Here is a 14,051-nt window from a genome sequence, read left to right on the forward strand (position 1 = left end):
GAGAACGCGCATGTCTCCTGATCTTCTCAAGCTCATCTTCGGCCGGCTCGGCCTCGAATCGCTGCCGCTGCACGAGCCGATCGTCGTCGGCACCTTCGTGGTGGTGGCGCTCGGCGGCGCGGCACTGCTCGGCGGCCTCACCTATTTCCGCCTCTGGGGCTATCTCTGGCGCGAATGGTTCACCACGGTGGACCACAAGCGCATCGGCATCATGTACATGATCCTCGGCATCGTGATGCTGCTGCGCGGCTTTGCCGACGCGCTGATGATGCGCGGCCAGCAGATGCTCGCCTTTGGCGGCTCCGAGGGCTATCTCAACGCCCATCACTACGACCAGGTCTTCACCGCCCACGGCGTGATCATGATCTTCTTCGTGGCGATGCCGCTGGTCACGGGCCTGATGAACTACGTCGTGCCGCTGCAGATCGGCGCGCGCGACGTCTCGTTCCCGTTCCTGAACAATTTCAGCTTCTGGATGACGGTCGGCGGCGCGGTGCTGGTGATGGCCTCGCTGTTCATCGGCGAATTCGCCCGCACCGGCTGGCTGGCTTATCCGCCGCTGTCGAACATCGGCTACAGTCCCGACGTCGGTGTCGACTATTACATCTGGGCGCTGCAGGTCGCCGGCGTCGGCACGACGCTATCAGGCATCAACCTGATCTGCACCATCGTCAAGCTGCGCTGCCCCGGCATGACCATGATGAAGATGCCGGTGTTCACCTGGACCTCGCTCTGCACCAACGTGCTGATCGTCGCCTCCTTCCCGGTGCTGACCGTGGTGCTCGCGCTGCTGTCGCTCGACCGCTATGTCGGCACCAACTTCTTCACCAACGATTTCGGCGGCAGCCCGATGATGTACGTGAACCTGATCTGGATCTGGGGCCACCCCGAGGTCTACATCCTAGTTCTCCCGGCGTTCGGCATCTTCTCCGAGGTCACCTCGACCTTCTCGGGCAAGCGGCTGTTCGGCTACACCTCGATGGTCTACGCCACCGTCGTCATCACCATCCTGTCGTACCTGGTGTGGCTCCACCACTTCTTCACGATGGGCTCGGGCGCCAGCGTCAACTCGTTCTTCGGCATCACCACGATGATCATCTCGATCCCGACGGGCGCGAAGATGTTCAACTGGCTGTTCACGATGTATCGCGGCCGCATCCGCTACGAGCTGCCGATGATGTGGACCATCGCCTTCATGCTGACCTTCGTGATCGGCGGCATGACCGGCGTTTTGCTCGCGGTGCCGCCGGCCGACTTCGTGCTGCACAACAGCCTGTTCCTGATCGCCCACTTCCACAACGTGATCATCGGCGGCGTGGTGTTCGGCGCGTTCGCCGGCATCAATTACTGGTTCCCGAAGGCGTTCGGCTTCAAGCTCGATCCGTTCTGGGGCAAGATGTCGTTCTGGTTCTGGGTCACCGGCTTCTACCTGGCCTTCATGCCGCTCTACGTGCTCGGCCTGATGGGCGTGACCCGTCGCCTGCGCGTGTTCGACGATCCGTCCTTGCAGATCTGGTTCGTCATCGCCGCGATCGGTGCCGTGTTCGTCTTCATCGGCATTCTCTCGATGCTGATGCAGTTTGCGGTCAGCCTGCTCAAGCGCGAGCAGCTCAAGGACGTCACCGGCGATCCCTGGGATGCCCGCACGCTGGAATGGGCGACCTCCTCGCCGCCGCCGGACTACAACTTCGCGTTCACCCCCGTCGTTCACGATAATGACGCGTGGTGGGACATGAAGCGGCGCGGCTATCAGCGTCCGCTCACCGGGTTCAGGCCGATCCATATGCCCAGCAGCACCGGCACCGGCGTCATCCTCGCCGGCCTCGCCACCGCGATGGGTTTCGGCCTGATCTGGTACATCTGGTGGCTGGCGGCCGTGAGCTTCATCGCGATGCTCGCCGTCGGGATCGGCCACACCTTCAACTATCACCGCGACTTCGACATTCCGGCTGAAGACGTCATCCGGACCGAGGACGCGCGCACCAAACTGCTCGCCGGAGCCAAGTAAATGACCGTTGCCGTCAATCCCTCGCAGACCGGCGAGCCGGTCTTCTACCTCGCCGACGAGCATCCGCATCCGGAAGGCTGGAGCACGTCGCTCGGCTTCTGGATCTACCTGATGAGCGACTGTCTCATCTTCGCGATCCTGTTCGCCACCTTCGGCGTGCTCGGCGGCAATTACGCCGCCGGGCCCGCGCCGAAGGACCTGTTCGAACTGAACCTGGTCGCGGTGAACACCTCGATGCTGTTGCTGTCGTCGATCACCTACGGCTTTGCGATGCTGACCATGCAGCAGAACAAGGTCGCGCAGACGCAAGTCTGGCTCGCGATCACCGGTCTGTTCGGGGCCGCGTTCATCGGCATCGAGCTCTTCGAGTTCGCCCACATGATCCACGAGGGCGCCACGCCGCAGCGCAGCGCCTTCCTCTCCGCCTTCTTCACCCTGGTCGGCACCCACGGCCTGCACGTCACCTGCGGCCTGATCTGGCTGGTGACGCTGATGGTGCAGGTCGGAAAGCTCGGCCTGATCGAGGCCAACCGCCGCCGCCTGATGTGCCTGTCGATGTTCTGGCACTTCCTCGACGTGGTCTGGATCGGCGTCTTCACCTTCGTCTATCTCCTGGGAGTTCTGCGATGAACACCGATACCCACGCAGCCGGCGCGCACGACCATCACCACGAGGGCGGCCACGCCCACAGCACGTTCTCGGGCTACATGCTCGGCTTCGTGCTCTCGGTCGTGCTCACCGCGATCCCGTTCTGGCTGGTGATGAGCGGCGTACTGCCGAGCAAGCAGATCACCGCGCTGGTGATCATGGCCTTCGCGGTCGTGCAGATCGTCGTGCACATGGTCTACTTCCTGCACATGAACACGACATCCGAGAACGGCTGGACCATGATGGCGCTGATCTTCACTATCGTGATGGTGGTGATCGCACTGTCGGGTTCGCTGTGGGTGATGAGCCACCTCAACAGCAACATGATGCCCATCCACCAGATGAGCGGCATGAAGTGAACGATATCGGGACCGTGACGGGCAAGGACGTAGATGCGCGCAGCGAGGCTGCGCGATCCCCGTCCTTGTGGCTCACGGTCCTCTCGCTCATCGCTTTTGTGCTTCTGATCGCGCTCGGCGTCTGGCAGGTCGAGCGCCGCGCGTGGAAGCTGGCGCTGATCGACCGGGTCGAGCAGCGCGTCCACGCGCCGGCGCAGCCGATCCCCTCGCCCGCGGCGTGGCCCGCCGTCAGTGCCGCAAGCGACGAATACAGGCACGTCAGCCTCAGCGGGCGCTTTCTGCATGAAGGCGAGACACTGGTTCAGGCCGTCACCGAGGAAGGCCCCGGCTATTGGGTGCTGACGCCGCTTCAGCGCGACGACGGCACGCTGGTGCTGATCAACCGCGGCTTCGTGCCGTCCGAGCGGCGCGACGCATCGACGCGCCGGGACGGCAATCCCGAAGGTCGGGTGGAGATCACCGGCCTCCTGCGCGTCACCGAGCCGAAGGGCGGCTTTCTCCGGAATAACGTGCCCCAGCACAACCGCTGGTACTCGCGGGACGTCGCCGCCATCGCGGCGGCACGCGGCCTTCGCGAGGTCGCGCCCTTCTTCGTGGATGCCGACGCCGGATCACAAATTGCCGGCGGCCCAATCGGCGGATTGACCGTGATCCGCTTTCCCAATAACCACCTGATCTACGCGCTGACGTGGTTTGCCCTGGCTTTCATGCTGGCCGGCAGACTTTTCGTCACATTCGGCGGCGGGCTGTTCCGCCGCAGGCGCTTCGTCCACGACAAGGCCGGCGGCTCGGATGCCGTCGCCCGCAGGACGGGATCAGATGCTGGAACGATCGTCGAGCCGACCTGACGACGGGAAAACGCTTTCCCAGACGCTTGGGCGTGACGGGCAAGCCGTCACGCTGCAATCGAAGGCCGACGCGCGCAGCGAACTGATCGGCACCACGCCGACCGACGACGAGACCAACCGCAAGAACATGGCGCTGCTGATCCAGCTGCGCTGGACCGCGGTGGTCGGCCAGATCGTGACCATCGGTGCCGTGCATTTCGGCTTGGGCATCCCCCTGCCGCTGGAGCGGATGGGCGCGGTGATCGGCGCGCTGGTGCTGCTCAACGTCTCCAGCCTGGTCTGGGTGCGCCATCGCGCCGCGATCACCAACAACGAGCTGTTGGTCGCCTTGATGCTGGACGTCGCCGCGCTGACCGCGCAGCTCTATCTCTCCGGCGGCGCCACCAATCCCTTCACCTCGCTGTTCCTGCTCCAGGTGACACTCGGCGCGGTGCTGCTCGATGCCCGCTCGACCTGGTCGCTGGTGGCGCTGACCTGCGCGAGCTTCGTCTGGCTGACCCTGGCCTACCGGCCGCTCGATCTGCCACCCAATCCATTGAGCGAGACCTATACGCTCACGGTGCTCGGCATGCTCCTGGGCTTCGTGCTCAACGCCGTCCTGCTCGTCGTGTTCGTCACCCGCATCAACCGAAATTTGCGCGAGCGCGACGCCCATCTGGCGGCGCTGCGCCAGCATGCCGCCGAGCAGGACCATATCGTGCGCATGGGCCTGCTCGCCTCCGGCGCGGCCCATGAGCTCGGCACGCCGCTCGCCTCGCTCTCGGTGATCCTCAGCGATTGGCGCCGCATGCCGGATCTTGCCGCCGATCAGGAGCTTGCCGAGGACCTCGCCGAAATGGAGACGTCGCTGCAGCGCTGCAAGTCGATCGTGACGGGCATCCTGGTGTCGGCGGGTGAGGCGCGCGGTGAGGGCTCCTCGCCGACGACGGTGACGGCCTTCGTCACCGCGCTGGTCGACGAATGGCGCAATGCGCGCTCCGCCCGCACGCTCTACTTCGTCAACACCTTCGGCGAGGACGTCGCGATCGTCTCCGACGTCGCACTGAAGCAGGTGATCTTCAACGTGCTCGACAACGCCTATGAGGTCTCGCGCGAGTGGGTCGAGCTCGTCGCCGAGCGCGAGGGCGACAATCTCGTGCTGTCGATCTCCGACCGCGGCCCGGGCTTTGCGCCGGAGATGCTGGCGCAGCTGGGCAAGCCCTACCAGTCGAGCAAGGGCCGCGCCGGCGGCGGGCTCGGCCTGTTCCTGGTGGTGAACGTCGTGCGCAAATTGGGGGGCACCGTGACTGCCGAGAACCACAGGAAGCGCGGCGCCACCGTGCGCCTGACGCTGCCGCTTGCAACATTGGCGATCGGAGGGAATTTTGACGCCTGACCGTTCGCTCATCGTCGTCGAGGACGATGCGGGCTTTGCGCGCACGCTGAAGCGCTCGTTCGAGCGCCGCGGCTACGAGGTCGTGCTCGCCGCCTCGATCGAGGAGGTGCGCCAGGTGCTGGAGGAACGCTCCTTCGGTCATGCCGTCGTCGACCTCAAGCTCGGCGGCGCCTCGGGACTTGCCTGCGTTGAGCTGTTGCACACGCACGATCCCGACATGCTGATCGTGGTGCTGACCGGCTTTGCCAGCATCTCCACCGCCGTCGAGGCGATCAAGCTGGGGGCCTGCCACTATCTGGCAAAGCCGTCGAACACCGACGACATCGAGGCCGCCTTCCACAAGGCCGAAGGCAACGCCGAGGTCGCGCTCGATACGCGGCCGACCTCGATCAAGACGCTGGAATGGGAACGCATCCACCAGACCTTGATCGAGACCGAGTTCAACATCTCGGAGGCGGCCCGCCGGCTGGGCATGCACCGGCGGACGCTGGCGAGGAAGCTCGAGAAGCGGCCGGTGAAGTAGGCGGGCTATCGGATTTGAGAGCATTCCCTGCGGCCATCCTTCGAGACGCCCGCTTTAGGCGGCTCCTCAGGATGAGGACGGAGTGCGTGGCTGCAGTTTCAACGAGCACTGAAACTGATTAGCCCCATCCTGAGGCGGCGCGTCAGTGGCGTCCCGAAGGACGAGGCGTGCGCTCCGGCCCTTATTTGCCGAACCGCGCGATCAATTCGTCAAGCGCGACGTGGCCTTTGCACGATCCCGTTCCCGGATCAGAGCCGCCGTCCTCCAGAGCGGTGGCGTAGAGGACCGCGGGATCGGCTTCGAGGCGAGCCCGCAGTGCCGCCAGCTTCGGCCAGCGGCTCCTCTCCGCAACCGCGTGGAAGTCGAGCCAGCGCGCGACGCCGACAAGCACGGCGTCGGCCAGCGTCGGCCGCTCCCCGATCAGAAATTGCCGCGATTCGATCATCGCTTCGAGTTTGTCATGGCGCTCGATGACCCTTGCTGTGCCAAAGGCGCGCAGGGCGGACTTCGTCGCGGGCTGCATGGCTTCGGCTTCCAATGCGGCCCACAGCGGCGCGAAGGCGGCGGTGAAACCGGTATTCACGAACGCCATGAGCTGATGCATGCGATCGGCTTGCCGCGACGAGGGATCGAAGCTGATGCGCCGTTCGACATCCCTGGCCTCTAACCAGGCCGCGATCGCCATCGTTTCCGTCAGCACCTCGCCCTGCTCGGTGACGAACACCGGCGTCTCATGTCGCGGATTGATGCGGGCGTATGACGGGCTTCGCATCTCGCCCATCATGTCGACCCGGCACATCCGATATGGCTTGCCCAGCCATTCGAGCGCCGCGACGAGCCCCATGGAGCTTCCCTTCGGGAAGCCGTAGAGTAGAATTGGGTCCATGATCCATTCTCCGTGATTTCTGATGATCACGCTGCGCAGCGGTGATGCGACCCTAGTCGCTCGCCGCGTCGAGTAAATTACGAACTTTTTTGTAACCTGGAGGCGCCGATGAAGGATCTCGTGTCGAGATGCCCCATCGAGGAAGTGATGCAGGTCCTGAGCGGTCGCTGGCCGACGCTGCTCATCTATTATTTGAAGCAGGGCACCAAGCGCTTCAGCGACTTGCGCCGCGACAATCCGACCATTTCACACAGAATGCTCGCACTCGAGCTCCGCAAGCTGGAGGACGCCGGCATCGTAAGCCGCACTGAATTCGGCGGATATCCGCTGCGCGTCGAGTACGATCTGACGTCCGCCGGTCATGCGCTCGTGCCATTGATCGATGCCTTGGGCAACTGGTGGACGTCGGTTGCGGCCGCGGCTGACGGAGAAGGCCGTCCCGGCGAGATCGGCGTCTCGGCAAGGACGCAGCGGACTTGAAAAGGCCCAAGTGAGGAGACTGCCGTGACAATGCTCGTCGAGCGATTCAACCTGCCGGCTGCGCTTTCGTCGGCGCCGAGCAAGCGCGACGCCGAAACAGTTCAGTTCGCGCAGGCCGCGCTGACGTCCGCCAAGCGGGAAGGCCTGCAACTCGCGGTACGGGCGCGCTATGTCGCCCTCGTCGTCATTGCCTGCCTGCTGCTGATGATCAACCCGGCCTGGGAGCAGCTCTATTACGTGGCGCTGCTCGGCTTGTTCGCGCTGATCGGCTGGGCCCAGGTCAGGGTTGGACGGGTGGGCGTGTCACGGCCGGAATTGGCACTCCTGTTTTGCGACTTGGCGCTGCTGACATGCGTCATCGTGATTCCCAATCCGTTCGGAGCCTCGCATTGGCCGGTCGCGATGCAGTACCATTTCGGTAACTTCATCTATTTCTTCGTGCTGCTCGCAGGCGCCACGCTGGCCTATACCTGGCGGACCGTCATTGCGGTCGGCGGCTGGACGGCTACGCTCTGGATCATCGGCATGGCCTGGGTGTGGTGGCAACCCGATCGCGATCCTGCGCTGACGGCCCGCATCGCGGCCGCGGCAGGCAGCGATCAGCGCTTGTTGGCGATGATCTCGCCCAGCGAGATCGGATTCCACATTCGCATCCAGGAGATCGTCGTATTCATGATCGTGGCCATGACGTTGGCGCTCGCGGTCCGCCGCAGCAACGACCTCTTGATCCGCCATGCCGCGGTGGAGCGCGAGCGCGGCAACCTCGCACGCTACTTCTCGCCCAATGTCGTGGCGGAATTGTCGCAGCAGGACGAGCCGCTGAAGCAGGTGCGCACGCAACACGTCGCGGTGCTGTTCGTCGACATCGTCGGCTTCACCGCCTTTGCCGACGCGCGCTCGCCGCAGGAGGTGGTGCGAACGTTGCGCGAATTCCACGGATTGATGGAGCAGGAGGTTTTCCGCCACAGCGGCACGCTCGACAAATATCTCGGGGACGGATTGATGGCGACGTTCGGCACGCCCTTCGCGGGCGAGCGCGACGCCAGCAACGCGCTGCGATGTGCCCAGGCGATGATCGCCGCGGCGGACCGTTGGAGCGATCGGCGCGCAGCATCAGGCGAGCCAAAGCTGCGCGTGAGCTTCGGCTTGCATTATGGGCCGGTGGTGCTCGGCGACCTCGGGCAGACCTGTCTGGAATTCGCCGTGATCGGCGCGACCGTCAACGTGGCCAGCCGTCTCGAAGCCCTGACCCGCACCCTCGATTGCGCGCTGGTGGCAAGCGACGATCTCGTCAGCCAGGCGAAGGCCGAGCTTGGCGGCGCGGCCGCAACGTTTCAGTCATTGGAGGCGCGAGAGCCGCAGGCGGTGCGCGGAATTCAGCAGCCGATCTCGATCTGGACCCAGCCGCGCGGCGCGTAGAGCGAACTCCCCGCTGCGGCAGGAAGCCAAACAAAAAGCCCGGCCATTCGGCCGGGCTTTTGATGGCTTGCGCAGAACGAAGCTGCTTACGCGGCCTCGTCGGCGACGGTGCTGTCGTCGCCATCGGTATCGTCGGTATCGCCCTCGGCATCCGTGTCGGCTTCGCCGTCAGCGGCTTCCGCCTTGGCGTTGGTGCGCCGCGGGCTCTTGGCAAGCTGGGCCTCGATCTCCTTGACCGCTTCGGTCTCGGTCGAGTGCTGCACCACCGCGATCTCGCGGGAGAGGCGGTCGAGCGCCGCTTCATAAAGCTGGCGTTCCGAGTAGGACTGCTCGGGCTGCGATTCCGAGCGATAGAGGTCGCGCACGACTTCCGCGATCGCGACGATGTCGCCCGAGTTGATCTTCGCTTCGTATTCCTGGGCGCGGCGCGACCACATGGTGCGCTTGACGCGGGCACGGCCCTTGAGCGTCTCCAGCGCCTTCTTGACCAGCGCCGGATCGGACAGCTTGCGCATGCCGACATTGGCGACCTTGGCGGTCGGCACGCGCAGCGTCATCTTGTCCTTGATGAAGTTGATGACGAACAGCTCGAGCTTCGCACCGGCGATCTCCTGCTCCTCGATGGCCAGGATCTGGCCGACGCCGTGAGCGGGATAGACCACGAATTCATTGGCCTTGAAGCCCTGACGCTGGGTCACGACCTTCTTTTCCTCGACCTTCGGCGCAGCCGCGGGCTTGGCGGCCGGCTTGGCGGCGACGGGAGCCTTGGCGGGCGCAGCAGCAACGGGAGCCTTCGGCGCGGCGGGCTTGGCAACGGGGGCCTTGGCAGTCACAGGCTTGGCGGCAGCAGGCTTGGCAGCGGTCGCTTTCGCGGCCGGTTTGGCAGTCTTGTTAGGCATTGCGCTTCTTTTGTTCTTCGAGGACTTTGCAGCCGGCGCCTTCGTCGCGGTCCGACCCTTGGATGCGCTACGGCTGGCCGCGGCGACTTTTTTGGCCTCCTTATGGGAAGCCCTCGCTGAAGTACTCTTTTTACGCGTTTTCTGTGACACAGCCTGCGCGCGGAAACTGCCACGCCCCTGTTCGACATTTGGTTTCACGGGAACCCAGAGGGGCCAACGGGCTGACGGGGTTCGGCTTAATGTGCCCAATATAGCACATTTCCCGCAAAAATCAATGATTTAGGGGTCTTGAGGGCTGGTTTTCGGCGGCAGCGCCGCTATTAGGGTTAAGTTTGGGCGCGAATTAGTCTCCGGAGCCCGGGTTCGGAGAAAAATATTTCTCGAACTTGCCCTCCATGCCGTCGAATTCCTTGGCGTCGGCGGGTGATTCTTTCTTCTGGGTGATGTTCGGCCAGCTCTTGGCGTAATCGGCGTTGACCTGGAGCCACTTTTCCAGCCCCGGTTCCGTGTCCGGCTTGATCGCGTCGGCGGGGCATTCCGGCTCGCACACGCCGCAATCGATGCACTCGTCGGGATGGATGACGAGCATGTTGTCGCCTTCGTAGAAGCAGTCGACCGGGCAGACCTCGACGCAATCGGTGTACTTGCACTTGATGCAGTTTTCAGTGACGACGTAAGTCATCCAACGCTCCGAAAAGCTCTTAAAAGTCGCGGCTTGCCTAGCGCGGATGGCCCGGCGCCGCAAGGTCGGGAAGGCCCGATCATGACGGCTTTGTGTGTTTGACCGATCAAGAAATGAATACCAGGCGCAATTAATTGCGCGTCCCGAGCTCCTCGTAGAGCACGCGAGCCGAGGCGGCATCGCCACGGCGCTCGTTGAAGGCGGTGACCTTCAGCACGCGCACCGTGCGATCGAGCGCGATGGTAAGGACATCACCGGCCTTGATCGCGTGGCCCGGCGATGTCTCGCGCACGCCGTTGACGCGGACATGGCCGGTGACGACGAGCTCGGCCGCGGAGGTGCGCGCCTTCACCACCCGCGCGTGCCACAGCCATTTGTCGATGCGCTGCCGCTCTGTCGTGGGGTTACTCCTTGCGCCCCAGCTGCTCTTTCAGCGCGGCGAGCTTGGCGAAAGGCGAGTTCGGATCGATCGGACGATCGCGCTCGCGCGGGTTCGCGCTCGAGGCGTAGGGACGCAGCGACGGACCGGACTCGCGATCTCGGCGGTCACGGCCCTTGTCACGGTCGCGGCCACGATTGTCGCGGCCCTTGTCGCGATCTCCGCCGAACTTCTTGTTGTCGCGGTTGCGATCGCGATCCTTGTCGCGGTCGCCCTTGCCCTGGAAGCTGCGATTGCGGTCGTCGCGGCGCTCACCGCCCTCGCCGCCTTCACGCGGCTTGCGGAAATCGCGGCGATGGCCGCCATGACGATCGCGTTCGCCGCGCTTCTCGCCGTCGGCCGACTGCGCAGCCTCGCCTTCAGCAGGCGCACCGGCGGCCTCAGCGCCGGCCTGCGGACGCTGGTTGTGGTGGCGCTGGTGACGATGGCGCTCGTGGCGCGGCTTGCGATCCTCGTGACGGCCGCCGGGACGCCAGACCTCGACGAGCTCGGGCTCGGCGGGTGTCGCCGCGGCTTCGACCGGCGCGGCAGCATCGGGCGAAGCGGCAGCTTCGGTGGCTGCGGTCTCGGCGGCAGCGGCTTCGAGCCCGACAGCCTCGACGGACGTTGCAGCCTCTTCTGCAGGCGGCGCGATGCCGGGGGCGTCTTCGGGCGTGACGGGCGCTTCTGAAGCTTCCAGCGCCGGCTCCTCTTGGGCCTCCTCAGGGGCGGGCTCGTCGTGCGGCTCCATGCCGGGCGCGTCTTCGACCGTGACGGCTTCGGCGGCGGCCTCAGCGGCCGGCGCTTCAATCGGCAGGCCGGCAACGGCTTCAGCCGCAGCCTCGGTCGAGGTCTCAGCACTGCCTTCAACGGGCGGCGTCTCGGCCGCGACGGTCTCGGTGACGACCTGCTCGGTCACGACAGGCTTCACCGGCAGCGGCGGGCGCTTCTCCATGCGATAGCCGAGCGCGCGCAGCACGGAGGCAAAATCCTCGCCGGCAGATCCCGTGAGCGAGGTCATCGCCTGCGTCACCACGAAGCTGCGGCCGTCGAACGCGCCGGCGGGCTTTTCGCCCGGCGAATTCTCGCGCCAGGCCAGCGCCGGGCGGATCAGGTCGGCGAGGCGCTCCAGGATGTCGACGCGCACGGCGCGCTCGCCGGCCTGCTTGTAGCCGAGCACGCGATAGGCATCGCGCGGCAGCGCCTTGTCGACCGGGAACGAGGTGCGCCCCGAGGAGGCCAGATGCTGCGCGCCCGAGAGCGCGGACAGATCGACATTGTCCTGCTTCAGCGCCCAGAGCAGCGCGGCGAGCGCACGCGCGGCGGGCTTGAGCAGGCCGGGGAAATAGAGGTGATAGGCGCCGAAGCGGACGCCGTATTTGCGCAAGGTCGCGCGCGAGGGCTGATCGAGATCCTTCAGCTCGCTGGCAATCTTCGGACGCTCGAGCACGCCGAGCGCCTCGACCAGCTGATAGGCGATGCCGCGGGCAATGCCGGTGACGTCCTCGGCCTTCGACAGCTCGAACATCGGCCCGAGCAGCTTTTCGATATGGGTCTTGAGCCAGAGCTCGAGCCGCGCCTGCACCTTGTCGCGGGGGGCGCCGGTCAGGCGCTCGTCCGAGATGATGCGGATGCGCGGATGCAGCGCGTCGTCTGCGGCGGCGAGCCGCGCCACCGCATCGCCGGTCCAGCGGATGATGCCTTCGGACGTCAGCACGAACTGCTCGTCCGGCGCATTGCCCAGCTTTTCGGCGCGCGCGTTGATCTCGCCGGCGAGCACCGCTTGCGCTGCAGCCTGCAAGGCTTTCGCATCGGAGCCGGCTTCCGCCGCATCCGGTGCAAAGGTGAAGCCATCGAGGCGGCCGATGACATGGCCTTCGACGATGACTTCGCCGGTCTTGCCGATTTCAGTATTCAAGCTCGTGTTCTCCCGCAGGCGGCGCATCAATACACTGGTCCGGCGATCAACGAAACGCTCAGTCAAGCGTTCATGGAGCGCATCCGATAATTTATTTTCGACCTCCCGCGTGATCCCCTGCCAGCGCTCGGGGTCTTTCAGCCAGTCCGGGCGGTTGGCGACGAAGGTCCAGGTGCGGATCTGGGCGATTCGGGCCGACAGCGTGTCGATATCGCCGTCGATGCGGTCGGCCTGGGTGACCTGGGACTCGAACCAGGCATCGGGAATGCAGCCCTTGCGCATCAGGAAGCCGTACAGCGTCGTCACCAGCTCGGCATGGGCGGCCGGCGACAGCTTTCTGTAGTCCGGGACCTGGCAGGCTTCCCACAGGCGCTCCACGGCGGCCTTGCCATGCGCGATATCGCGCACCTCGCCGTCGCGGGCGGCGTGATCGAGCACGCGCATGTCCTCCGCGATCGGCGCGCGCGTCAGCGTCTCGTGGCCGGGGGCGAGGTTCAGCGAGACCTGGAGTGCGCCGAGCGAGGAGAAATCCAGCTTCGAATTGCGCCATTGCAGCACCTTCACGGCATCGAAGGTGTGGTTCTGCAGCGCATTGACGAGCTCGGGCTCGAACGGCGCACAGCGGCCCGTGGTGCCGAAGGTGCCGTTGCGGGTGGCGCGGCCGGCGCGGCCCGCAATCTGCGCGAACTCGGACGGCGTCAGGCGGCGGAACTGGTAGCCGTCGAACTTGCGGTCGGAGGCAAAGGCGACGTGGTCGACGTCGAGATTGAGGCCCATGCCGACGGCGTCGGTGGCGACGAGATAATCGACGTCGCCGTTCTGGAACATCGCGACTTGCGCGTTTCGTGTGCGCGGCGACAGCGAGCCCAGCACCACGGCGGCGCCGCCGTGCTGGCGGCGGATCAGCTCGGCAATCGCATAGACTTCATCCGCGGAGAACGCGACGATGGCGGTGCGGCGCGGCTGGCGCGTGATCTTGCGGTCGCCGGCGAACTCGAGCTGCGACAATCTGGGCCGCGTGATCATGGAGACGCCCGGCAACAGGCGCTCGATGATCGGGCGCATGGTGGCGGCGCCCAAGAGCAGCGTCTCGTCGCGGCCGCGGCGGTTGAGGATGCGATCGGTGAAGACGTGGCCGCGTTCGAGATCGGCGGCGATCTGGACCTCGTCGACGGCGAGGAAGGAGACGTCGAGATCCCGCGGCATCGCCTCGACGGTCGAGACCCAATAGCGCGGATTCTTCGGCTTGATCTTCTCCTCGCCGGTGACGAGCGCGACGCTGGCCTCGCCGGCGCGGTCGGCGATCTTGTTGTAGACCTCGCGCGCGAGCAGGCGCAGCGGCAGGCCGATCAGCCCTGAGGGATGCGCCAGCATCCGCTCGATGGCGAGATGGGTCTTGCCGGTGTTGGTCGGACCGAGCACCGCAGTGACGCCCGCACCGGGTGCGCGCTCGGAGGCGAAGGGAGAGGAGGAAAAAGCCATGTCTGGGGGATTAGGTAATGGCGATTGGGGCGAATGTCAGTGCTGTATGGGGCGGTGAGGGGGCTTGCTCTTCGTTCCTCATCCTTAAGGAGCGCGTCAGCGCGTC

Annotated in this window: 13 protein-coding genes; 8 read left to right on the forward strand and 5 right to left on the reverse strand. The window is 65.3% G+C overall.

Annotated features, from left to right (window positions below; genetic code table 11):
• Window positions 1-10 precede the first annotated feature (10 nt).
• Genes cyoB through N2602_RS37975 form a run of 6 tightly spaced genes read left to right on the forward strand, consistent with a single transcriptional unit; the run spans window position 11 to window position 5,761 of the window.
• On the forward strand, window positions 11-2,008 hold the full coding sequence (cyoB, locus tag N2602_RS37950) for a cytochrome o ubiquinol oxidase subunit I (protein ID WP_260381270.1): 1,998 nt from the start codon (window positions 11-13) through the stop codon (window positions 2,006-2,008).
• Window positions 2,009-2,638 carry a cytochrome o ubiquinol oxidase subunit III gene (gene cyoC, locus N2602_RS37955; protein ID WP_260381271.1) on the forward strand — a complete coding sequence of 210 codons (630 nt, stop codon included), beginning with the start codon at window positions 2,009-2,011 and terminating at the stop codon, window positions 2,636-2,638.
• A complete protein-coding gene (gene cyoD / locus N2602_RS37960) occupies window positions 2,635-3,015 on the forward strand; it encodes a cytochrome o ubiquinol oxidase subunit IV (protein WP_172786199.1) in 381 nt (126 codons plus the stop codon). Before cyoC ends, cyoD begins: the two co-directional genes overlap by 4 nt.
• Window positions 3,012-3,863, forward strand: a complete 852-nt coding sequence (locus N2602_RS37965; RefSeq protein ID WP_260381272.1) for an SURF1 family protein — start codon at window positions 3,012-3,014, stop codon at window positions 3,861-3,863. Before cyoD ends, N2602_RS37965 begins: the two co-directional genes overlap by 4 nt.
• Window positions 3,835-5,238 carry an ATP-binding protein gene (locus tag N2602_RS37970; protein WP_260381273.1) on the forward strand — a complete coding sequence of 468 codons (1,404 nt, stop codon included), beginning with the start codon at window positions 3,835-3,837 and terminating at the stop codon, window positions 5,236-5,238. Before N2602_RS37965 ends, N2602_RS37970 begins: the two co-directional genes overlap by 29 nt.
• Complete coding sequence (locus tag N2602_RS37975; RefSeq protein ID WP_025033366.1) at window positions 5,228-5,761, forward strand: response regulator transcription factor; 534 nt, start codon at window positions 5,228-5,230, stop codon at window positions 5,759-5,761. The genes N2602_RS37970 and N2602_RS37975 overlap by 11 nt, the downstream gene beginning before the upstream one ends.
• A gap of 181 nt (window positions 5,762-5,942) precedes the next feature.
• Here N2602_RS37975 and N2602_RS37980 read toward each other — a convergent pair whose 3' ends face one another.
• On the reverse strand, window positions 5,943-6,647 hold the full coding sequence (locus N2602_RS37980; RefSeq protein ID WP_172786202.1) for a glutathione S-transferase family protein: 705 nt from the start codon (window positions 6,645-6,647) through the stop codon (window positions 5,943-5,945).
• A gap of 108 nt (window positions 6,648-6,755) precedes the next feature.
• On the opposite strand from N2602_RS37980, the gene N2602_RS37985 reads away from it, so the two are divergent.
• A complete protein-coding gene (locus N2602_RS37985; RefSeq protein WP_172786203.1) occupies window positions 6,756-7,127 on the forward strand; it encodes a helix-turn-helix domain-containing protein in 372 nt (123 codons plus the stop codon).
• Between the two features lie 30 nt (window positions 7,128-7,157).
• Entirely contained in the window at window positions 7,158-8,546 is a 1,389-nt protein-coding gene (locus N2602_RS37990; RefSeq protein ID WP_246570952.1) for an adenylate/guanylate cyclase domain-containing protein, read from the forward strand.
• 86 nt (window positions 8,547-8,632) lie between these two features.
• Here N2602_RS37990 and N2602_RS37995 read toward each other — a convergent pair whose 3' ends face one another.
• The 4 genes from N2602_RS37995 to N2602_RS38010 form a co-directional block, all read right to left on the reverse strand.
• A complete protein-coding gene (locus N2602_RS37995) occupies window positions 8,633-9,445 on the reverse strand; it encodes a CarD family transcriptional regulator (protein WP_260381274.1) in 813 nt (270 codons plus the stop codon).
• 343 nt (window positions 9,446-9,788) lie between these two features.
• On the reverse strand, window positions 9,789-10,127 hold the full coding sequence (gene fdxA / locus N2602_RS38000) for a ferredoxin FdxA (protein WP_018643465.1): 339 nt from the start codon (window positions 10,125-10,127) through the stop codon (window positions 9,789-9,791).
• A gap of 130 nt (window positions 10,128-10,257) precedes the next feature.
• Window positions 10,258-10,482 carry a S4 domain-containing protein gene (locus N2602_RS38005; protein WP_260381275.1) on the reverse strand — a complete coding sequence of 75 codons (225 nt, stop codon included), beginning with the start codon at window positions 10,480-10,482 and terminating at the stop codon, window positions 10,258-10,260.
• A 49-nt stretch (window positions 10,483-10,531) separates the two neighbouring features.
• On the reverse strand, window positions 10,532-13,945 hold the full coding sequence (locus N2602_RS38010) for a helicase-related protein (RefSeq protein ID WP_260381276.1): 3,414 nt from the start codon (window positions 13,943-13,945) through the stop codon (window positions 10,532-10,534).
• Window positions 13,946-14,051: the final 106 nt, after the last annotated feature.

The organism is Bradyrhizobium sp. NC92 (assembly GCF_025200865.1).
Classification (GTDB): Bacteria; Pseudomonadota; Alphaproteobacteria; order Rhizobiales; family Xanthobacteraceae; genus Bradyrhizobium.

Coding starts and splice junctions, on each gene's coding strand:
- N2602_RS37990 (WP_246570952.1), top strand. CDS start 7,158: ATGCTCGTCGAGCGATTCAACCTGCCGGCTGCGCTTTCGTCGGCGCCG.
- cyoD (WP_172786199.1), top strand. CDS start 2,635: ATGAACACCGATACCCACGCAGCCGGCGCGCACGACCATCACCACGAG.
- N2602_RS38010 (WP_260381276.1), bottom strand. CDS start 13,945: ATGGCTTTTTCCTCCTCTCCCTTCGCCTCCGAGCGCGCACCCGGTGCG.
- cyoB (WP_260381270.1), top strand. CDS start 11: ATGTCTCCTGATCTTCTCAAGCTCATCTTCGGCCGGCTCGGCCTCGAA.
- N2602_RS37985 (WP_172786203.1), top strand. CDS start 6,756: ATGAAGGATCTCGTGTCGAGATGCCCCATCGAGGAAGTGATGCAGGTC.
- fdxA (WP_018643465.1), bottom strand. CDS start 10,127: ATGACTTACGTCGTCACTGAAAACTGCATCAAGTGCAAGTACACCGAT.
- cyoC (WP_260381271.1), top strand. CDS start 2,009: ATGACCGTTGCCGTCAATCCCTCGCAGACCGGCGAGCCGGTCTTCTAC.
- N2602_RS37980 (WP_172786202.1), bottom strand. CDS start 6,647: ATGGACCCAATTCTACTCTACGGCTTCCCGAAGGGAAGCTCCATGGGG.
- N2602_RS37995 (WP_260381274.1), bottom strand. CDS start 9,445: ATGCCTAACAAGACTGCCAAACCGGCCGCGAAAGCGACCGCTGCCAAG.
- N2602_RS37970 (WP_260381273.1), top strand. CDS start 3,835: ATGCTGGAACGATCGTCGAGCCGACCTGACGACGGGAAAACGCTTTCC.